Genomic DNA, 20,659 nt, shown 5'->3' on the forward strand with positions numbered 1-20,659 from the left:
GTTAATCCGCAACACCCTGGGCCATTCCGCTCCGTTGGCAAAGGTTTATTGGGCGCCATTTAATGGCGCCCTTTTTTTGCCTGTTATTTATTAAAGCGGCTTGTTCCAGAACAGCATACGGCCATGAGCCGGATCAAACTTTGAATCATCAAAGCCAAACTTTCGGTACGCCGACTGAGCAATAGCATTACCCTCAAGCACCTCCAGGGTGATCTTGCAGCAACCGCGCTGGCGGGCAATTTCCTCGACCTTTTGCAGCATTTTCTGACTCAGGCCCAGGCCGCGGAACTCATTCATCACCACCACGTCATGAATGTTGACCAGTGGACGGCAGGCAAAGGTGGAGAACCCCTCAAAACAATTCACCAGCCCCGCCGGCACGCCGCCGACGAACGCCAGCACACTGAAGGCATGGGGGCGCTTGGCCAATTCGGCTGGCAGTTGTTCTAGAAGGTCAGCGGGCAGGCTATGGCTTCCGCCCATGGGGTCTTGTGCGTAGTGGTTGAGCACGCGGCCTATGGCTTCAGCGTGCACGGGGTTGGTGTAGCTGGCTTGCAGCACCAGGATATCTGGGGTTTCCATTGCCTTCCTCGATCACGACAACAAGGGAATCGGCTCCCTTTGAGGGGCTCGATTGTAAGCGTGGAGTCGGCGGTAGATGAAGGAGAAAAACTACAAATATCTGCCAGAAAGCGCGAGGTTCATGCCGACGAAAAAGCGCTGGCGGCAGATTTAGGAGGTTGCCCTGCACGCCTTAGCCGAAACGCTGCAATTGCATCTCCTGCAGCCGGCTCAGGGTGCGGCGGAAGGGAAACTCCAGGTAGCCCTGGGTATAGAGGCGCTCCAGCGGCACTCGGGCCTCGATGAACAGGGGCACCTTGCGGTCGTAGCACTCATCCACCAGGGCGATGAACCGACGCACGCTGTCGTCGTGCACCGACAACTGCGGCAATTCGCGATCACCCGCCACCACCCGCTGGGCGCCGTCTTCGGTGCCTCGGGCAATCCGGCCCGGGCGCTGCTGCGCACTCAGGTCAGGCACCTCGCCAAGTAAAATCGCCTTGAAGCGATCACACAGCAGCATGAAGTCCATAGCGGCCAAGGGTTGTTCGCACAGGTCGGCATAACGACACCAGAGCACGCTGTCACTGGACCGCACCGTCACGATGCTACGGTGACCGACAACGACCGGCTCGTGGCTCACCACCTGCCCTTCTGCCAATTGCGTGAAGACAGCCGCAAGCGCCTCGGGCTGATTCACCCAATAACGCTGCATGCCGACACCTGGATGCAAACGATGGTCTTCACCGCCGTCCACCGCCACCACCCGCATATGCTGCTTGATCGCTGCGATACCCGGCAAAAACCGTTCGCGGTTGAAGCCATCGGCATACAGTTGGTCGGGAGGCTGATTGGAGGTGCAAACCATCACCACGCCTTCCTCGAACATCACTTGGAACAACCGCCCCAGGATAATCGCGTCCCCGATGTCATTGACGAACAACTCGTCAAAGCAGAGTACGCGCACCGCCCTGCTCAGCTCTCGCGCCAGGGCCTGCAACGGGTCGGCGGTGCCAGTAAGCTCGAATGAACGCTGATGCACCCACCCCATGAAGTGATGAAAGTGCTGACGCCGCGCCGGCACTCGCAGGCTCTGGTAGAACTGGTCCATCAACCAGGTTTTGCCCCGACCCACCGGCCCCCACAGGTAGACACCGGTGACCGGTGCACGCCCTTGGTGCAGAGCCTCATGGCAGGCTTGAAGGGCATCCACCGCCCGCCGCTGGGCATCGTCAGAGACGAAGCCCTGCTGGGCGATGGCGTGTTGATAGGCAGCGAGAGGCGAGTCGAAAGTCATGCACGCACTCCTGACAGGCCGTTTTCTTAACCTTCGAACTTACGCAAGGCTCTTACTGACCACCTCGAACACATCGCTCGACAGCTCGCCCGAACCACGAATGCGCTCCAGCTCGGCCTTCATCAGCGCCTGTCGCGCGCTGTCGTATTTACGCCAGCGGGTCAACGGCGCCAACTGGCGCGACGCAATCTGCGGGTTGAAGCCATTCAACTGGATCACCAGATCCGCCAGGAAGCGGTAGCCGGAGCCATCCGCCGCATGGAAGTTGATCAGGTTCTGCCCGGCAAAGGCGCCGATCAGTGCACGCACTTTGTTCGGGTTTTTGAGCGTGAACGCCGGGTGTTCCATCAACGCCTGGACCCGCGCCAGCCCGCCCGGCAAGGTGCTGCCGGCCTGCACACTGAACCACTGGTCCATCACCAACGGGTTGTCCTTGAAGTTCTCGGCAAACACCGCCAACGCCTGGGCTTTTTCCGCCTCGAACGGTGAGTTCACCAGCACCGCCAGCGCGGTCAGGCGCTCGGTCATGTTGTCACTGGTGTCGAACTGCTCCAGGGTGGCCGCCAACACCTCAGGCTTGCCGCTGAGCATCAGGTACGACAGGGCGATGTTCTGCAAGGCGCGACGGGCAAAGTGCTCGGCCGCTGCCACATATGGGGTTTGCTTGGACAGGTCGCGATTGGCCTGATAACGCAGCCACAGCCCTTCGAACAGGTTGTCGGCCAGTTGCTTGCGTGCAAATTCGCGTGCGGCGTGGATCGCATCCACATCCGCCACTTCGCTGATTTCTGTCAGGTAGGCTTCGCCCGGCAACGAGAGCATTTCCGCGACCATCGCCTGATCCAGACTTTCGTCGCTCAGTACCGTACGCAGCGCGTCGATCAGGCGTTGATCCATTTTCAGCGCCTGGCCCGCCTGATGCTGGCCAATCAGTTCCTGCAACACCTGCACCGACAGTTGCTGGCCGGCATCCCAGCGGTTGAAGCCGTCGCTGTCGTGCTGCATCAGGAACATCAACTGATCGCGGTTGTACGGGAAGCTCAGTTTCACCGGCGCAGAGAAGCCACGCAGCAGCGACGGCAACGGCTGTTCAGCGATGTCGACAAACGTGAACGTCTGCTCGGCCTCAGTCACCGAAATCACGCGGGACGTACCACCCGCCGCTGCTTCACCGGCCAGGCGCAAGGCGATACCGGCGCCCTTCCCGTCCAGCAAGCCCAGCTCAACTGGAATCACGAACGGCAGTTTCTCGACCTTGTCCGGGGTTGCCGGGCAGCTCTGGCGGAAGGTCAGGCTGTAGGTCTTCGCCGCGGCATCGTACGACTCGCTCACCGCCAGACGCGGTGTACCGGCCTGGCTGTACCAGCGCTTGAACTGGCTCAGGTCGGCGCCGTTGGCGTCTTCCATGGCCTTGATGAAATCGTCGCAGGTCACGGCCTGGCCGTCGTGGCGCTCGAAGTACAGGTCGCTGCCTTTACGGAAGCCTTCGGCGCCCAGCAAGGTGTGGATCATGCCGACCACTTCCGAGCCCTTTTCGTAAACAGTCAGGGTGTAGAAGTTGGAGATCTCGATAAAACTGTCCGGGCGCACCGCATGGGCCATCGGGCCGGCGTCTTCGGCGAACTGGTGGGTCCGCAGGTATGCCACGTCCTGGATACGCTTGACCGTGGCCGAGTTCATGTCAGCCGAGAAGCCGGAGTCGCGGAACACGGTGAAGCCTTCCTTGAGCGACAGCTGGAACCAGTCGCGGCAGGTCACGCGGTTGCCCGACCAGTTGTGGAAGTATTCGTGGGCGACGATGGCCTCGACGCGCTGGTGCGCGGCATCGGTGGCGGTTTCGGCGCGGGCCAGCACGGCGCTGGAGTTGAAGATATTGAGACCCTTGTTCTCCATGGCGCCCATGTTGAAGTCGTTCACCGCGACGATCATGAAGATGTCGAGGTCGTACTCACGGCCATAGGTTTCTTCGTCCCAGCGCATGGATTTCTTCAGGCTGGTCATGGCGTGCTGGCACTTGTCGATGTTTTCTGGCTCGACGTAGATGCGCAGCGCCACTTCGCGCTGGGTCATGGTGGTGAAGCTGTCTTCGACGCACCACAAATCTCCGGCCACCAAGGCAAACAGATAGGCGGGTTTCTTGAACGGGTCTTCCCAGGTCGCCCAGTGGCGGCCGTCTTCACCGGGGCCGCTGGCAATCGGGTTGCCGTTGGACAGCAGCACCGGGTAGCTGTGCTGCTCGGCGATCACCGTGGTGGTGAAGGTGCTCATCACATCCGGGCGGTCGAGGTAATAGGTGATTTTGCGGAAGCCTTCGGCCTCGCATTGGGTGCAAAACATGCTGCCGGATTTGTACAGGCCTTCCAGAGCGGTATTGGTTTCCGGGTGGATCTTGACCGTGGTATCGAGGGTAAAGGTCGCCGCCGTCGGGTGCACGGTCAGGTGGCTATCAGTCAGATGGTAGTCAGCGTCCGTCAGTTCCTGGTCGGCCAGGTTCACGCTCACCAGCTCCAGCTGCTGGCCATCGAGCACCAACGGCGGCAGGCCCGCGCCACGCTCGGGGTTACGGCGCATCACCAGCTGCGCGTGGACCAGGCTGTGGTCCTCGAACAACTCGAAGGTCAGGTGCGTCTCATCGATCAGGTAGTCCGGCGCCTGATAATCCTTCAGGTAAATCATCTTCGGTTGTTCGGTGCGCATGGGTGGCATCCTTCTACTGGTGCACGGCGAGCTGGTAGGCCGTGTACTTACGAATATTGATAACGCCGGTGTCGAAGATCAGGTATTGGCCCTTGATCCCCAGCAGCGTGCCTTCGGCAATCGGGTTCTTGTCCAGGTTGAAGCTGACGATCTTGGCCGGATACTGCTCCACCGGGTAGCGAATCTCAATCGGCTCGATGTCGGTCACCGGTTGGATGGCTTGCAGGCCAAAGCGTTCCTGCAGGTTTTCCAAGCCTTCGGCGCAGGAAGCGAACAGTTCGTCACGCACCTGCTTGAGGTCTACGGGTTGTGCGTCGCCCTTGAGCAATGCACGCCAGTTGGTCTTGTCGGCCACCTGGCTGCGCAGCACGTCTTCGACGAAGCCAGACTGCTGGCGCGTGGCAACTCGCAGGATCGGCAACGCCTGACTCGCGCCCTGGTCCAGCCAGCGCGTCGGCAGTTGGGTGGCGCGCGTGATGCCGACCTTGATCCCCGATGAATTGGCCAGGTAAACCACGTGGTCGGTCATGCAAAATTTCTCGCCCCAGCCTGGATCACGGCAAGTGCCGGCGTCGTAATGGCAACGCTCGGGGCTCATGATGCACAGGTCGCACTGGGCCAGCTTGGTCATGCACGGGTAGCAATAACCCTGGCTGAAGCTGGTCTTGGTCTTGCGGCCGCAATGGCTGCAATGGATGGCGCCGAGGTACTCCAGGCGGATATGGGTACCGATCAATGGGTTGACCGGCACCTCGGTCTCGCCCAGGCGAAACGCGTATTGAACGGTCGGCTCACCGAGTTGCGCCGACATTTTGCTGACTGCACCGCGACCAATTTCAATCAATGGATCGCATCCGACTTGAACAGGATGTTCGCCACCGGCTCGGATTTGGACGCGCATTCCTGCGGGCCCATGTAGCCGGTGCGCTGGTCTTCCGGCAGGTTCTGGATTTCCCAGGCGATCATCGCTTGCAGGGACAGTTCACGCTGTTCGGCGGTGAGCTTGCGGCCATCGGACCACTTGCCGATTTCCACGGCGAGCTTGAGGCTCTCGTAGATGTCCGGGGTGATGTTTTCGATCATTTCAGCAAAAGAGGACATTAGGCTCTTCCTTATCAAATAGACGATTTGCGGCGGCTGTACAGCCCACCCAGCAAACCGGTGAGGCAACCGATAACCAGGCCGCCCACGTGGGCTGCGTTGGCGATTTCGCCGAAGCCGATCATAGAGACCAGCCCCGACATGCAGAGCACCAGCCAAATCAGCATCATCGCCAGCACGCCACGGGGCAGGCGATAAGCCGGATTCGGCGAGAGTAAATGAAAGATCCAGCAATGCCCGAGCAGGCCATACAGCACGCCCGACAACCCGCCGAACAAACCGGGGCCACCGTAAGCGTATTGAGCGTAGTTGGAGACCAGGCTGAACAGCACGGTCAAACCGAGCAAGTTGACACTGCCCTGGCGTGCTTCGATACGCCGTCCCAGTTCCCAGTACCACATGCCGTTCATGGCCAGGTGCAGGATGCCGAAGTGGATCAACATCGGCGTAACCAACCGCCACCACTGCCCCGACGCCAAACTGTCGGCCAGCGGCGTGAATTGGATGTACTCGCCCAGGATGCGGAACGGCAAAAACGTCAGCCAGGCGACGGCTTGCAGGTTGTCCCCCAGCAAGGTCAGTGCGCCGACGATAATGCTCGCCAGCAGCACAGACGCCGTAACCGGGCTGTGACGCACTTGCTGGGCAAAACTCGGACGCGTCATCGGCGCCTGTTCAGGGATATCCAGTTGCTGGTCGGGGTCACCGGCGGGAAACCGCTGGTACAGCACGCGCACGTCGTCGCTGATGGTCTCGGGCACCCACAACACCTGCTCGCCCGCCTCTTCGCTGACGCGATGGGGCACTTGCATGCGTTGCAGCAGTTTGACGAAGCCGCCCAGATCGACACTCAGGGGCAGGCGCAGTACAGCCACGGTACTCATGTGATGACCTCGGGCCGCTCAACATCGACCCATACGAATTTACGTGGATCGAGGCGGGTTTCCTGATCCAGGCGATACGCCACCAGCTTGCCGTACAGCACTGCGCTGTAGTCCAGGCAAGCCAGGTTGTCGCGGATCGGCGCCGGTTTGCCACTGCGCCAGTAGTGGCCGACGAACAGCAACGGCTCGTCGACGCCATAGCGCAGCAGTGAATTTTTTTCACTGGAGGACAGCGGCGTGCGCGCCACCGGCTCGGGCAGTGCGTCGGGCTGGAACACGATGTCGCCGTAAGTCTTCGGGTCGTCTTCCCAGAACTTGGTGCGGAAGAACGAACGCGTCAGACCGTCGCCACCGGTGAGCGTCAGGCCATCGGGCAGGCGCATGTCGGTGCCGCGCAGCAGGCGGTCAAAGGCGTTGCAGGCAAAACTGCCAGGGACGGCAGCGGCCTGCAGGAAGTGCTGGTCGATGCAGCCATCCGGGAAGGTCGCACGCAGCGGCGTGATAAAGCCGTCGTCCCAGCACGCATGCACCACGCGGAAACGCCCGGCATCGACAAACAGCGGCATGTCGTAGAACCAGCCGAGGAAGTCGTGCCAGTCGGCCGGGTGGTGTTCGAACTGGGTCAGGGTCTCTTGGATCAACCGCGCATGCCGTGGGTTGTGCTCACGCACGAACTGCTTGCCACTGCCCGGTGGCGCCGGCGTGGTCCAGCCCAGAGCGTTGAACTCGTGGTTGCCCATGATGCACAGCGCCTGGCCGGCCTCGGCCATGTCGTGGACGATATGCAGCGCCTCGCGAATGCGTGGGCCACGGTCGATGATATCGCCGAGGAACACCGCCATGCGCGACGGATGGCGCCAGGTGCCGCCCTGCTTGTGGTAACCCATTTGGTCGAGCAAGTGCTCAAGGGTATGAGCGCAACCGTGCACGTCACCAATCAGGTCGTAGCTACGCGCGGGATCGAGCATCAGTCGCCTCCACCCCCCAAGCGGCTGCCCCAGCCCAACTTGGTGCGGCACACTTCGTAATAGTTGTGGTCCAGCGGGTGGATCAACCGCAGCTTCTGCGCCTTTTTGCTCACGGTGATGGTGTCACCGGGGGCGCAGGTGAAGTGGTTCTGCCCGTCACAGGAAACCTGCGGGTAGATTTGCATGTCTTTGGACACCACGATTTTCAGCTCACTGTTGCCATCGACCACAATCGGCCGGCTCGACAACATATGGGGATACATCGGCACGATCACAATGGCATCCAGCTTGGGATGCATGATCGGCCCGCCGGCCGACAGCGCGTAGGCCGTGGAGCCGGTGGGCGTGGCGACGATCAGGCCGTCAGCCTTCTGGCTGCACACGAACTGGCCGTCGATGTACAACTCGAACTCGATCATCCGCGTGGATTTACCGGGGTGCAGCACCACATCGTTGAGGGCATCGCCCTGGCCGATGGCTTCGCCGTGACGGCGTACTTCGGCTTGCAACAGGAAGCGGTTTTCCACCAGGTAGTGGCCGTCGAGCACCTTGGCCACTTCGACTTCCAGTTCATCGGGGCGGATATCGGTGAGAAACCCCAGGCTGCCCCGGTTGATCCCCAGCACCGGCACGTTATGCCGCGCCAACGCCCGCGCGGCACCGAGCAGGCTACCGTCGCCGCCCACCACGATGACCATGTCGCACACTTCGCCGAGCATCTTGCGCGACGAGGTTTGCAGGCCGTGGCCAGGAAGAATCTCGGCGATGGTGTCTTCGAGGATCACGTGCAGGTGGCGATCCAGCAGGAATTTTTTCAGCCGGCGGACGGTGTCCAGCACCTGGGTACTGCCCAGGCGACCGATAATGCCGATATTGCGAAAGTGCTCCATGGGGCTCCTGCGGGATATGGGGTGTGGCAAAAAAGAAACGATTATGGGCGAAAGGCCGCCTCAGACAAAATCCTTTGTCATCGCCAAGCCTTGATGACAATGGTTCTCAGGGCTTCTGCTCATCCTGCGCCCGCATTAAAAGGCTATGCTCGGACCATGACCGTATTCCCCGACCTGCACAGCTTACCCCGCCAATTGCGTCACCCTGAGGTGCGCGACCTGGCGTGGGTGGTGCTCGCCCCGCCGATGCTCGCGCAGACGCCCTGGCCGCAACGCCATCCATTGGCCGGCAGCGACTGGGTGCAGGCGCCCGAGCGTCTGGAACGCTGGCTGCGGCAACTGGACCAGGACAGCCGTGACTTGCAGCACTGGTTAAGCCTGGCCCGCACTCGCCGCCTGGGCCTGTACTACGAGCGACTTTGGCAATTCGCCGTGCAGCATGCGCCGGGCGTGGAGTTGCTCGCCGCCAACCTGCCGATCCGCCGCGCCGGGCATACCCTGGGTGAGTTGGACATGTTGCTGCGCGACCGCGATGGCGTGCATCACCTGGAACTGGCAATCAAGCTCTATCTCGGGCCGCAGGCGGGTAATGGCGAGAACCCGGCGCAGTGGCTGGGGCCGGGCTGCCATGACCGACTGGACCGCAAGTTGGCGCATCTTGCCCAGCATCAATTGCCTATTTCGGCGCGTCCGGAAAGCCGCGAAGCACTGGCGGCGCTGGATATCCAGCAGTTCGATGCGCATTTGTGGCTCGGCGGGTATTTGCTCTATCCCTGGCCTGGACTGGCCGAAGCGCCCCACGGCGCCCATCCGCAGCATTTGCGGGGGCGCTGGTTGCATCAGCGTGATTGGCAGGATTTTGTCAGCGCCAGCGCGCCAGGTCGCTGGCAACCATTGCCCCGGCATGCGTGGCTGGCGCCGGCGCACTACTCGGCGGATGAAGTGTGGAGTGAAGAACAGATGCAGCATTGGCTGAGGGAGCTCAATCCGATGGCGCCCGCGCAGTTGCTCGTGCGCATGGTGCAGAGCGGCGAGGATTGGGAGGAAGCCGAGCGGTTGTTCCTGGTGGCGGATCTTTGGCCGAATGTGCCAGGGGCTGGCTGATGGAGTGTGTGGTGTCTGTGAGTGCCTCATCGGGGGCAAGCCCCCTCTCACCACTGACCGCACTCCAAAAGGGTGTACTCGGTCAAATGTGGGAGGCGGCTTGCCCCCGATAGCGGCGACACCGCCACTACAAATTATCGATATGCCGATAATCCAACTGCAACCCGGCCGCCAGCGCCTCGGCCCGGCCCAGCCTGATTGGCCCGCGCTCGATATCCACCAGCAACCCTGAACACTCCAACGACGGCAACGCGGCGATGTCCTTGAGGCGTCCATCGGTGATCACCAATAAACGCTGCTCCTCAGCCGGATAACGCCTACGCCGCGCCGTCAGCCACTGCCCGGCCTCGGTCAGTGCGGCCAGCAATGGAGTGCCACCGCCCGCGCCGAGCTGATCCAGCCAGCCTGTCAAGCCTTTCGCGGCCTTCAAGCCCTGCACCTGCCATTTGGGCGCCTGCCCGCTGGCGGTCAGCAATGCCATGCGCGCCCGTTGTCGGTACGCGTCATCAAATAGCTGGGCCAGCAAGCCCTTGGCATCGGTCAACGCGTGATGCCGCCGAGTAGAAGCCGATGCGTCGACAATCACCAGCCACAATTGCTGGGCCGAACGGCTGCGCAGGTGAAACAGCAAATCCTCACGGGATTGCGGTCGGCCGCCAAGCAAGGTGCCCGGCCAGTTGATCGAACCCTGTTGCGCGCTGCGCGCCTTGCCCTGCCTGCCTCTGTCCAGTCGCCCTGCCTTGGGCCGGGCATCCGCCCCCGCGTCAGGTCGGGGGCGAATGCCTAGGGCTTTTTTGGCCAGCTGGGTACTTCGCGACGTGCGCCGGTGGGCAGCGGCGGCGCGGGCATGTCACCCCATTGGCCTTGACCCGGCGAAGCCTCGCTGGACTTGGGCGACTGGCCTTCAGGCGGCGGACTGGCGGGCGGCGACTGTTCCTGGCGACGGTGGCGCAGGGCAAACTCGGCCACGGCTTCAATATCCTCCTCGGCAATTTCATCAGCGCCGCGCCACGCCGCATGGGCCCTGGCGCCGCGCAGCCAGACCAAGTCCGCGCGCAAGCCGTCGACGCCCGCAGCAAAGCAACGCTCGGTAATCTGCGCCAGGGCCTGGTCATCCAGCGCGATACTGTCGAGCCGCGCCCGAGCCTGGGTGCAACGCTCGCGCAAGGCCGCCTGGGGCTCGGCCCACTGGGCGCAGAACGCGACAGGATCGCTGTCGAAATCCAGGCGACGGCGAATGATCTGGCCACGCTCGGCTGGCAAGGTCTGCCCACTCAAGGCCACGTTAAAACCGAAACGGTCGAGTAACTGCGGACGCAACTCACCCTCTTCCGGGTTCATCGTGCCGATCAACACAAAACGCGCGCTATGGCGATGGGAGATGCCGTCACGCTCTATCAGATTGGTGCCGCTGGCCGCCACGTCCAGCAACAGGTCCACTAAGTGGTCGGCCAGCAAGTTGACTTCATCGACGTACAACACGCCGCCATCGGCCTTGGCCAATACGCCGGGGGAAAACTGCGCGCGGCCCTCGCCCAGCGCAGCGTCGAGGTCCAGGGTACCGACCAGGCGCTCCTCGGTCGCACCCAACGGCAAGGTGACGAATTGACCGCTCGCAAGCAGGTCCGCCAGGCCACGGGCCAGTGTGGACTTGGCCATGCCACGCGGGCCTTCGATCAGCACACCGCCGATCTTCGGGTCGATGGCGGTCAGGCACAGCGCCAGTTTCAGGTCGTCGGCGCCGACCACGGCGGACAGCGGGAAATGGGGAATATCGGTCATCCGGTCTCTCTTTAAATTCTGCTGTACACGTAATCAACCTGTCATGAGCCCGCTTCTTGTGGCGAGCGGGCTTGCCCCGCGCTGGGCTGCGAAGCAGCCCCAATAGAAGCGCCGCAGTCTGCCAGGCAGCTCCGGGGCTATGTTTTGGGGCCGCTTCGCAGCCCAGCGCGGGGCAAGCCCGCTCACCACAACAGCACCGCCCGCCATAACGGCCAATCTCGCGCTCTAACTGCCTTCTTCTATATCCAGCAACAAGTTTTCCAACGCTTCACGGTACGCCCCCGGCTCCTGCCACAGGCCACGCTGTTGCGCCTCCAGCATGCGCTCGGTCATGTCCCGCAACGCCGCTGGGTTGTGCTGCTGCACAAACGCGCGGGTGTCGGGGTCGAGCAGGTAGGCGTCAGCGAGCAAGGCGTATTGATGATCGTCGATCAGCGCGGTGGTGGCGTCGAAGGCGAACAGATTGTCCACGGTCGCGGCCATCTCAAACGCACCTTTATAGCCATGACGCTTCACCCCATCGATCCACTTGGGGTTGGCAGCGCGGGCACGGATCACCCGGTTCAGCTCTTCCTTCAAGGTGCGGATCTTCGGCAAGTCCGGCTGGCTGTGATCACCGTGATAGCTGGCAGCCTTATCGCCGCTCAGGGTTTCCACGGCGGCGAGCATGCCGCCCTGGAATTGGTAGTAATCGTTGGAGTCGAGCAGGTCGTGCTCGCGGTTGTCCTGGTTTTGCAGCACGGCCTGCACCTGGCTCAGGCGCTGGGCGAACTGCTCGCGGGCGGCGGTGCCTTCGTCGGCGCCGCCATAGGCGTAGCCGCCCCAGTTCAAGTAAACCTCGGCCAAGTCCTCGCGGCTTTGCCACAGGCGGCCATCGATCGCGCCCTGCACGCCCGCGCCATAGGCACCGGGTTTGGCGCCAAAAATGCGCCAGCCGGCCTGTTTCGCCGCGGCCTCTTCATCCAGGCCAGACGCCAGCAACGCCGCGCGTTCGCTGCGCACCTTGGCGGCCAGTGGGTTCATGTCGTCCGGTTCGTCCAGCGCCGCCACCGCCTGCACCGCCGCGTCAAACAGGCGGATCAAGTTGGCGAAGGCATCGCGGAAAAACCCGGACACCCGCAGCGTCACATCCACACGCGGGCGGTCCAGCAGGCTGACCGGCAGGATTTCAAAGTCATCCACCCGCTGGCTGCCGGTGGCCCACACCGGGCGCACGCCCATCAGCGCCATGGCCTGGGCGATATCATCGCCGCCGGTGCGCATGGTCGCGGTGCCCCAGACCGACAGGCCCAACTGGCGCAAATGATCGCCGTGGTCCTGCAAATGCCGCTCAAGAAGCAAGCTGGCCGACTGGAAGCCGATGCGCCAAGCCGTGGTGGTGGGCAGGTTGCGCACATCGACGGTGAAGAAATTGCGCCCGGTGGGCAGTACATCCAAGCGCCCACGACTCGGCGCGCCGCTCGGACCTGCCGGCACGAAACGGCCGTCGAGGGCGTCCAGCAAACCGCGCATTTCCGCCGGGCCGCAGGCATCCAGGCGTGGTGCCACGACGATGCGCAGGCTTTCGATAACCGCTTTCACGTCTTCCCAGCCGGGTTCTTCCAACTGTTCAAGGGGACCTTCCAACGCCTGCTCGATCAGCCGCGCCGCGTACAACTCCAGACGCTCGCGGGTGTCGCCGGCGGTGCGCCACACCTGCGCATCGATGCTCTGCAACACCGCCGGGCGGCGCCCAGTCCACGGTTCGGCCAGGGCGCAGTCCAGCGGGTCGAAGCCCAGCCCAAAGGCCTTGGCCAACACGCGCAGCAAACTCGATTGCGGGCCACGGCCATCGCCTCGGGGGATGCGCAGCAAGGCCAGCAACGTATCAATGCGCAAACGGCCTTGCGGCGATTCACCGAAGATATGCAGGCCGTCGCGGATCTGCGATTCCTTCAAATCACACAGGTAGGTGTCCAGGCGCGGCAGCCAAATCGCCGCATCGGCGTCGCCATCCAGTTCAAGCTCCTGGTCGATACGGGTTTCGCGCACCAGCTTAAGGATGTCTTTTTGCAGCTCACGGGCACGGCGTGGGTCGAGCAGTTGGGCCTCGTAATACTCGTCCGCCAACAGCTCCAGGTCACGCAGCGGGCCGTAGGTTTCGGCGCGGGTCAGCGGCGGCATCAGGTGATCGATGATCACTGCCTGGGTGCGCCGCTTGGCCTGGGCGCCCTCGCCCGGGTCGTTGACGATAAAGGGGTAGATATTCGGCAGCGGCCCCAGTATTGCGTCAGGCCAGCAGTGTTCCGACAGGCCCACGCCCTTGCCCGGCAGCCATTCCAGATTACCGTGCTTGCCTACATGGATGACGCCATGGGCGCCATAGGTGTGGCGTAACCAGAAATAGAACGCCAGATAGCCGTGGGGCGGCACCAGGTCCGGGTCGTGGTACACCGCACTGGCGTCCACCTGGTAACCCCGCGCCGGCTGGATGCCGACGAACGTCAGGCCCAGGCGTAGGCCGGCGACCATCAGGCGGCCATCGCGGAACATCGGATCGTTATGGGGCGTGCCCCAGCGCTCCAGCACGGCGCGCTGGTTGGCTTCAGGCAGGCGCTTGAACATCGCCTCGTACTCATCCAGGCCCAGGCTTTGATGGCACGGGCGCAGGTCGAGGCTGTCCAGATCGTTGGTGACGCCACCCAACAAGTCGTGGATCAAGGCGGTGCCGCTTTCCGGCAGTGCCGCTGGCACCGGGTAACCTTCAGCTTGCAACGCACGCAGGATATTCAGCGCCGCCGCTGGGGTGTCCAAGCCCACGCCGTTGCCGATGCGGCCATCGCGGGTCGGGTAGTTGGCAAGGATCAGCGCGATGCGTTTGTCCGCATTCGGCACACGCGCCAGTTCGACCCAACGGCGCGCCAGCTCGGCGACAAAATCCATACGCTCGGGCGCTGCGCGGTAGCACACCACGTCCGACTGGCTGCGTTCGCTGCGCCAGGCCAGGTCTTTGAAGCTGATCGGCCGGCTGATAATGCGGCCGTCCAGCTCCGGCAAGGCAATGTGCATCGCCAGGTCGCGCGGACCCAGGCCTTGTTCACTGGCCTCCCAGCCGGGCTGGTTGTCCTGGGCGCAAATCGCCTGGATCACCGGAATGTTGCGGCGAAATGGCCGCAAATGCGGGGCTTCGGGGCTGGATTGGGCAAAACCGGTGGTATTCAGAATCACCGATGCCTGCACTTCATCCAGCAAATCCTCGACCACCGCGAGGCAGCCGGGCTCTTTCAAACTGGCCACCGCCATCGGCAACGGGTTGAGGCCCGCCGCCTGCAAGCGCTGGCAGAACACATCGATAAAACCGGTATTGGCCGCCTGCAAATGGGAGCGATAGAACAGCACCGCCGCCACGGGATGGTCGGCGTGCCAATCTGCCTGCCAGTCGCTCAGGCGAGCATTGGCTTTGCCGGGATGATAAATCGCCGTACGCGGCAAGGCTTGCGGCTCGGCCCACGAGTAGTCGCGGCCCATATAGCCGCTGGCCAGGCAGCGATAAAAGTCCAGCGCGTTGCCAAGCCCGCCCTGGCGCAGAAACTGCCACAAGCGATCCCGCGCCTCGACGCCGACGGTACTGAGACCGCTGAGTTCCGGGTCCGGGCGATCATCCCCCGGCACCAGGATCAGCTGCACACCGCGCTCGGCCAACTCCACCAAGCGCTCGATGCCGTAGCGCCAATAACCGATGCCACCGTGCAGGGAAATCAGGATGACCTTCGCGTGGCGCAGCACCTCATCGACATACAGGTCGACCGAAGCGTGGTTCTGCACCTGCATCGGGTTGGCCAGGCGCAGGCTCGGGTAGTCATCCGGCAACTGCTGGGCCGCTTCGGCCAGCAGCGCCAAGCTGGAATCACCGCTGCACAGGATCACCAGCTCGGCGGGGGTTTGTCCAAGGTCGGCAATATTGTCGTCCGCGACAAAACCACCGGGCTGAGTCCTGAGCAGGTGCATGGATTAAACGCTGAGCGCGGCGCGCAGTTGCGCTTCGAGGCCGACCGCATCCAGGTCCTGGCCGATCAGTACCAGGCGCGTGATGCGTGCTTCGTCAGCACCCCAGGCGCGGTCGAAGTGTTTGTCAAAGCGGGTGCCCACGCCCTGGATCAACAGGCGCATCGGCTTGTTCGGGATCGCGGCGAAGCCTTTGACACGCAAGATGCCGTGTTGCACGACCAGTTGAGTCAATGCGTCGAGCAGCAGCGCTTCGTCGGCCTGGGGCAAGTCGATGGAGATGGAATCAAACGCATCGTGGTCGTGATCGTCTTCACCTTCGTGGTGATGATCGTGATGGCTATGACGACCGTCGATATGCTCTTCGGAGCCGGCGCCCAGGCCAATCAACACGTCCAAGGGCACGCGACCGCTGCTGGCTTCGATGATTTTGACGGCTGGCGGCAGCTCTTCGGCGACTTCCAGGCGCACACGGGCCAGGTCTTCCGAGCTGATCAGATCGGCCTTGTTGAGGATGACTAGGTCCGCGCTGGCCAATTGGTCGGCGAACAGCTCGTGCAGTGGCGACTCATGGTCCAGGTTCGGGTCGAGTTTGCGCTGGGCGTCCACTTGATCGGGGAACGCAGCAAAGGTACCGGCGGCCACGGCCGGGCTGTCGACCACGGTGATCACCGCGTCAACCGTGCAGGCGCTGCGGATTTCCGGCCACTGGAAGGCTTGCACCAGCGGTTTTGGCAGGGCCAGGCCCGAGGTTTCGATGAGGATATGATCGAGGTCGCCGCGACGGGCGACCAGTTCGCGCATCACCGGGAAGAACTCTTCCTGCACGGTGCAGCACAGGCAGCCGTTGGCCAGTTCGTACACGCGGCCATTGGCTTCTTCTTCGGTGCAACCGATGGAGCACTGCTTGAGGATTTCACCATCAATGCCCAACTCGCCGAACTCATTGACGATGACGGCGATGCGACGGCCCTGGGCGTTGTCGAGCATATGGCGCAGCAAGGTGGTTTTGCCCGAGCCGAGGAAGCCGGTAACGATGGTGACGGGGAGTTTGGCCAGTGTTTTCATCGGATGCCCTTGGGGGCGGGCATACGGGACGATAGGCCCTGCGGCGCGGCGCAGAAGCGGATTTCGTCACCGGATCACCCCGCCCGGTTGAATTAGAAAATCGGTTGCGAGGCAGGTCTCCTGGCTTAGGGCTTGCGGGTCGTTAGACCGGCGCCGGCTGCGCCTTCCCGCCGTTGATGGCAGTGGCGTGGCAGTCGGATGAACCCTTCACAGTTGCGGGGGCAGCCGCGGATTGAACCGCGTTCCCTTCTTAGCTTCGGCCTGGGCCGAAGAACCTCGAAGGTGCAAGGCTACAGGGGCTCGGTGAATTTGACTACCGTCGCTCTGCATGCTTTCCTACATGCCTTGTTTCGGGTGCCCTTCACAGGGTGAAACGGGAAACCGGTAAATCATGCCTGCCATGACCAGTCCGGTGCTGCCCCCGCAACGGTAAGCGAGTGAAGCGTCAGATCCACTGTGCCTGTAAGGCATGGGAAGGCGATGCTTTATAGACCCAGTGTCCCTCGCAAGCCCGGAGACCGGCCCGAAAAATCAGATAACAAACCCGCGGTGGGCGGGCGCTGTTCGGAACTCTGCGTGCCTGGCTCGCGGGGTTTTCATGCGCTCGTTTCATCCAGACACCTGAAAGGGACGCGCCATGTCGATCATCAGCAGCACTTCGCACTCCGCCAGCAGCACCTCTACCTTGAGCCAACGCCTGACCGCCGCCATCGGCGCGTCGATCCTCGGCGCGTGCCTGGTGTATTTCGCCGGTTTCTCGCATATCGAGGCGGTGCACAACGCTGCCCACGATACCCGCCACAGCGCCGCGTTCCCGTGCCACTGAGACCTGCCGACATGATCAAGCGTATTGCGCAAACCGCAGGTTTCACCGGCCTGTTGGCCGCGCTGCTGCTGACCCTGCTGCAAAGCTTTTGGGTCGCCCCGCTGATTCTTCAGGCGGAAACCTTTGAAAAAGCCTCGGCGGCAACCGAAGTGGTGCATGAGCACGCTGCCGGCGCTGCTGCCCACACCCACGATGCCGAAGCCTGGGAGCCTGAAGATGGCTGGCAGCGCGTGCTGTCGACCACCGGTGGCAACTTGGTGGTGGCGGTAGGTTTTGCACTGATGCTGGCCGGCCTCTACACATTGCGCGCCCCCACCCGCACGGCGCAGGGCCTGCTGTGGGGCCTGGCCGGTTACGCGACCTTCGTGCTGGCGCCGACGATGGGCCTGCCACCCGAGTTGCCGGGCACCGCCGCCGCTGATCTGGCACTGCGCCAGACGTGGTGGATCGGCACTGCGGCCTCCACCGCTGCCGGGATTGCGCTGATCGTGTTCGGGCGCAACTGGCTGCTGAAAGTGCTGGGCGCTGCCATCCTCGCGGTACCGCACGTCATTGGCGCGCCGCAACCGGAAGTGCACGCAATGCTCGCGCCGCAAGCCCTGGAAACGCAGTTCAAAATCGCTTCGCAACTGACCAACGTGGCGTTCTGGCTGGCCCTGGGCCTGATCAGCGCCTGGCTGTTCCGCCGCAAACGCGACGATCAATACTCGGCATGACCTACGTGGTCGGCCTGGGTTGCCAGCGGGGTTGTGAAGTTCACACCCTGCTGGCGCTGTTTGATACGGCCCTCGCTGAGGCAGGGATTGATCCCCAATGCATCACCGCGCTGGCCAGTATCGACCGCAAACACGACGAGCCAGGCTTACTGGCTCTGGCACGGCACTTGAACCTGCCGCTGGAGTGCTTCAACGCCGAGCAACTGGCGATTTATGAACACCGGCTAAGCCACAAGTCCGACGTCGCGTTCGCCCACACGGGGTGTTACGGCATCGCCGAAAGTGCCGCCCTGGCCCTTGTTGAACAGCTCGGCGGCGCGCCTGCCCAGTTGCTCATCACCCGCAAAAAAACCGCCCAAGCCACCTTTGCGTTGGCCTGCGCCGGTTAAAACCCCGATAATCGCCCTCCCCGATCATGAGCAATCTTCATGCTCGCCCGTTTTTTGACAGGAATTCTCCATGACCGTCTACTTCATCGGCGCCGGCCCCGGCGACCCGGAATTGATTACCGTCAAAGGCCAGCGGCTGATCCGTAGTTGCCCGGTGATCATTTATGCCGGTTCGCTGGTGCCTGCGGCGGTATTGGAGGGTCATCAGGCAGAACACGTGGTCAACAGCGCCGAACTGCACCTTGAACAGATCATCGACTTGATCAAGACCGCACACGCCAAAGGCCAGGACGTGGCGCGCGTGCACTCCGGGGATCCGAGCCTTTACGGAGCGATCGGCGAGCAGATCCGCCTTTTGCGGGAATTGGGCATTCCATTCCAGATCATTCCTGGCGTTACCGCCGTAGCGGCCTGCGCAGCGTTACTGGAGACGGAACTGACCCTGCCAGACATCGCCCAAAGCGTGATCCTGACCCGTTATGCCGATAAAACCAACATGCCCGCCGGTGAGGGTTTCGACAGCCTGGCGCAGCACGGTACGACCATGGCGATTCATCTGGGGGTGAATCATCTGGAGAAAATCGTCGCCGAACTGCTGCCGCACTATGGCGCGGATTGCCCGATCGCCGTGGTGCATCGGGCGACTTGGCCGGACCAGGATTGGGTAGTGGGCACCCTTAGTGATATCGCCGAGAAAGTCGCGTCCAAAGGTTTTCGGCGTACGGCGTTGATTGTGGTGGGCCGGGTGCTGGCGAGTGACAGTTTCAGTGAGTCGTCGCTGTATCGGGCGGGGCATGCGCACCTTTATCGACCTTGATTTTTCACTTCACAAAAGCCCTATAAGCCACTGATAAATATTAATAAATACAGATAAATTTGGGAGAGGCTTGCTCCCGATAGCGGTGGGTCAGCTTCTAATATGGCAACTGAGCTACCGCTATCGGGAGCAAGCCCCCTCCCACAGTTAATCTTAGTTGTTAGGTTTATTGCGTAAGAGCCTGATTTTAAAGCAAAAAAACGGCGCTCACGGGGCGCCGTTTTTTTTGTTCGCAGTGAACGCCTTACTTAGTAGTAGGCGTTTTCTTTCTGCGTGTGGTCCGTCACGTCACGGACGCCCTTGAGCTCCGGAACGCGCTCCAGCAGGGTGCGCTCGATGCCTTCACGCAGGGTCACGTCCGCCTGGCCGCAGCCCTGGCAGCCGCCGCCGAACTTCAGCACGGCGATACCGTCATCGACCACGTCGATCAGGCTGACCTGGCCGCCGTGGCTGGCCAGCCCTGGGTTGATCTCGGTTTGCAGGTAGTAGTTGATGCGCTCGTTGACCGGGCTGTCGGCGTTGACGCTCGGCACCTTGGCGTTTGGCGCCTTGATGGTCAACTGGCCGCCCATACGGTCGGTGGCATAGTCCACCACCGCGTCGTCCAGGAAGGCTTCGCTGAAGTGGTCGATGTACGCGGTGAAGCTTTTGAGCCCCAGGGCGGTGTCTTCAGGTTTCTCTTCACCGGGTTTGCAGTAAGCAATACAGGTCTCGGCGTACTGGGTGCCGGGCTGGGTGATAAAGACGCGGATGCCGATGCCTGGGGTGTTCTGCTTGGAGAGCAGGTCAGCCAGGTAATCGTGGGCGGCGTCGGTAATGGTTATGGCAGTCATGGAAACTCCTCACAGGCTTGCCCGGAGTTTACGCCAAATTATTACGGAGGTACAAAGTCCTAGTGTTTTTGTCGGGTTAGGCTTTGGTTTCGGGGTGGTGGTGTGGATGTGGGGCGTATATCCGTTATTTAGGTGGCGGCTACAATTGTTCCGCCCTGACGGCGGGTCACTTTTGAAAAGAGCCGGAATGCCGGCCCAGCCAATAGCAACCAAAAGGCTCTTGCCCCACCACTTGGTGCCTCGCCTAGGCACGGCATAGCCGTAATCCGAGATTGATTTTGGGGGGCGTTTTCAGATCAAAAGCTAGAGCGCGACGGCTTTAGAGCCGACCGGATTTTTGTCTGGTGTACTCGGGTAAAAATGTGGGAGGGGGCTTGCTCCCGATGGCAGTGGGTCAGTTACAGATCTTTTCGCTGACACACCGCCATCGGGAGCAAGCCCCCTCCCACATTTTGATCTCCATGTATCAGATAGGTATCAGCCTGCTTTTGCTCTGCTTTTGATTTGGCCCTTACATCCTTATCGCTGACGAAGTCAGCGGTCTTTTGATCTGCGCTTTTGATCTTGATCTTGGGCGCCCCGTCAAACACGCTGGCCGAACGCAGGCTTGAATCCGTGGGTAACCCGGCAGGACGCCGGGTTAGCCGCGCTGGGCCATGGATGGCCCATCGCGGCGGCCCACGGATTCAAGCCGGAGTGAGGGCACACCGAGCCTAGGCGAGGTGCCGAGTGTTGGGGCGAA

Annotated in this window: 18 protein-coding genes and 2 riboswitches; of the genes, 5 read left to right on the forward strand and 13 right to left on the reverse strand. The window is 62.2% G+C overall.

Annotation, left to right across the window (positions count from 1 at the left end; all coding sequences use genetic code 11):
• Positions 1 to 90: 90 nt before the first annotated feature.
• The 8 genes from AOA61_RS24420 to AOA61_RS24455 all read right to left on the reverse strand — a co-directional run bounded on the left by AOA61_RS24420 (position 91) and on the right by AOA61_RS24455 (position 8,398).
• The gene (locus tag AOA61_RS24420) at positions 91 to 582 is read right to left on the reverse strand and encodes a GNAT family N-acetyltransferase (RefSeq protein WP_095185912.1); all 492 of its coding nucleotides are present in this window, start codon (positions 580 to 582) and stop codon (positions 91 to 93) included.
• A gap of 172 nt (positions 583 to 754) precedes the next feature.
• Positions 755 to 1,858, reverse strand: coding sequence for a cell division protein ZapE (gene zapE, locus AOA61_RS24425; protein ID WP_099602907.1), 1,104 nt, complete (start codon positions 1,856 to 1,858; stop codon positions 755 to 757).
• A 39-nt stretch (positions 1,859 to 1,897) separates the two neighbouring features.
• Positions 1,898 to 4,555, reverse strand: coding sequence for an aminopeptidase N (gene pepN, locus AOA61_RS24430; RefSeq protein ID WP_099602908.1), 2,658 nt, complete (start codon positions 4,553 to 4,555; stop codon positions 1,898 to 1,900).
• Positions 4,556 to 4,568: 13 nt separating this feature from the next.
• On the reverse strand, positions 4,569 to 5,399 hold the full coding sequence (locus tag AOA61_RS24435; RefSeq protein ID WP_032887068.1) for a DUF2797 domain-containing protein: 831 nt from the start codon (positions 5,397 to 5,399) through the stop codon (positions 4,569 to 4,571).
• Complete coding sequence (locus tag AOA61_RS24440) at positions 5,396 to 5,656, reverse strand: YeaC family protein (RefSeq protein WP_032887070.1); 261 nt, start codon at positions 5,654 to 5,656, stop codon at positions 5,396 to 5,398. Before AOA61_RS24440 ends, AOA61_RS24435 begins: the two co-directional genes overlap by 4 nt.
• A gap of 14 nt (positions 5,657 to 5,670) precedes the next feature.
• Positions 5,671 to 6,540, reverse strand: coding sequence for a rhomboid family intramembrane serine protease (locus tag AOA61_RS24445; RefSeq protein ID WP_032887072.1), 870 nt, complete (start codon positions 6,538 to 6,540; stop codon positions 5,671 to 5,673).
• Positions 6,537 to 7,508 carry a metallophosphoesterase gene (locus tag AOA61_RS24450; protein ID WP_032887073.1) on the reverse strand — a complete coding sequence of 324 codons (972 nt, stop codon included), beginning with the start codon at positions 7,506 to 7,508 and terminating at the stop codon, positions 6,537 to 6,539. The genes AOA61_RS24445 and AOA61_RS24450 overlap by 4 nt, the downstream gene beginning before the upstream one ends.
• Positions 7,508 to 8,398 (reverse strand): NAD(+) kinase, encoded by an 891-nt coding sequence (locus tag AOA61_RS24455; RefSeq protein ID WP_032887076.1) that lies wholly within the window; start codon positions 8,396 to 8,398, stop codon positions 7,508 to 7,510. Before AOA61_RS24455 ends, AOA61_RS24450 begins: the two co-directional genes overlap by 1 nt.
• 156 nt (positions 8,399 to 8,554) lie before the next feature.
• Between AOA61_RS24455 and AOA61_RS24460 the strand changes: the two genes are divergently transcribed.
• Positions 8,555 to 9,502, forward strand: coding sequence for a DUF1853 family protein (locus tag AOA61_RS24460; RefSeq protein ID WP_099602909.1), 948 nt, complete (start codon positions 8,555 to 8,557; stop codon positions 9,500 to 9,502).
• A 127-nt stretch (positions 9,503 to 9,629) separates the two neighbouring features.
• Here AOA61_RS24460 and AOA61_RS24465 read toward each other — a convergent pair whose 3' ends face one another.
• The 4 genes from AOA61_RS24465 to cobW form a co-directional block, all read right to left on the reverse strand.
• A complete protein-coding gene (locus tag AOA61_RS24465; protein WP_099602910.1) occupies positions 9,630 to 10,232 on the reverse strand; it encodes a VWA domain-containing protein in 603 nt (200 codons plus the stop codon).
• A gap of 53 nt (positions 10,233 to 10,285) precedes the next feature.
• Positions 10,286 to 11,284: an ATP-binding protein gene (locus AOA61_RS24470; RefSeq protein WP_099602911.1), complete on the reverse strand. Its 999-nt coding sequence runs from the start codon at positions 11,282 to 11,284 to the stop codon at positions 10,286 to 10,288.
• 225 nt (positions 11,285 to 11,509) lie between these two features.
• A complete protein-coding gene (gene cobN, locus AOA61_RS24475; RefSeq protein WP_099602912.1) occupies positions 11,510 to 15,271 on the reverse strand; it encodes a cobaltochelatase subunit CobN in 3,762 nt (1,253 codons plus the stop codon).
• A 3-nt stretch (positions 15,272 to 15,274) separates the two neighbouring features.
• Positions 15,275 to 16,336, reverse strand: coding sequence for a cobalamin biosynthesis protein CobW (cobW, locus tag AOA61_RS24480; protein ID WP_099602913.1), 1,062 nt, complete (start codon positions 16,334 to 16,336; stop codon positions 15,275 to 15,277).
• Between the two features lie 92 nt (positions 16,337 to 16,428).
• Positions 16,429 to 16,630, reverse strand: a riboswitch (cobalamin riboswitch).
• Between the two features lie 41 nt (positions 16,631 to 16,671).
• Positions 16,672 to 16,878, forward strand: a riboswitch (cobalamin riboswitch).
• A 95-nt stretch (positions 16,879 to 16,973) separates the two neighbouring features.
• Here cobW and AOA61_RS24485 point away from each other — a divergent pair.
• The 4 genes from AOA61_RS24485 (at position 16,974) to cobM (ending at position 19,084) form a co-directional block, all read left to right on the forward strand.
• The gene (locus AOA61_RS24485; RefSeq protein ID WP_012723860.1) at positions 16,974 to 17,162 is read left to right on the forward strand and encodes a CbtB-domain containing protein; all 189 of its coding nucleotides are present in this window, start codon (positions 16,974 to 16,976) and stop codon (positions 17,160 to 17,162) included.
• Between the two features lie 11 nt (positions 17,163 to 17,173).
• Positions 17,174 to 17,878: a CbtA family protein gene (locus AOA61_RS24490; protein ID WP_099602914.1), complete on the forward strand. Its 705-nt coding sequence runs from the start codon at positions 17,174 to 17,176 to the stop codon at positions 17,876 to 17,878.
• Positions 17,875 to 18,267, forward strand: a complete 393-nt coding sequence (locus tag AOA61_RS24495; protein ID WP_032887089.1) for a cobalamin biosynthesis protein — start codon at positions 17,875 to 17,877, stop codon at positions 18,265 to 18,267. The genes AOA61_RS24490 and AOA61_RS24495 overlap by 4 nt, the downstream gene beginning before the upstream one ends.
• 70 nt (positions 18,268 to 18,337) lie before the next feature.
• On the forward strand, positions 18,338 to 19,084 hold the full coding sequence (gene cobM, locus AOA61_RS24500) for a precorrin-4 C(11)-methyltransferase (RefSeq protein WP_099602915.1): 747 nt from the start codon (positions 18,338 to 18,340) through the stop codon (positions 19,082 to 19,084).
• A 248-nt stretch (positions 19,085 to 19,332) separates the two neighbouring features.
• Here cobM and nfuA read toward each other — a convergent pair whose 3' ends face one another.
• Entirely contained in the window at positions 19,333 to 19,917 is a 585-nt protein-coding gene (gene nfuA, locus AOA61_RS24505) for a Fe-S biogenesis protein NfuA (RefSeq protein ID WP_032887092.1), read from the reverse strand.
• Positions 19,918 to 20,659 lie beyond the last annotated feature (742 nt).

Source organism: Pseudomonas sp. 2995-1 (genome assembly GCF_002742505.1).
GTDB lineage: Bacteria > Pseudomonadota > Gammaproteobacteria > Pseudomonadales > Pseudomonadaceae > Aquipseudomonas > Aquipseudomonas sivasensis.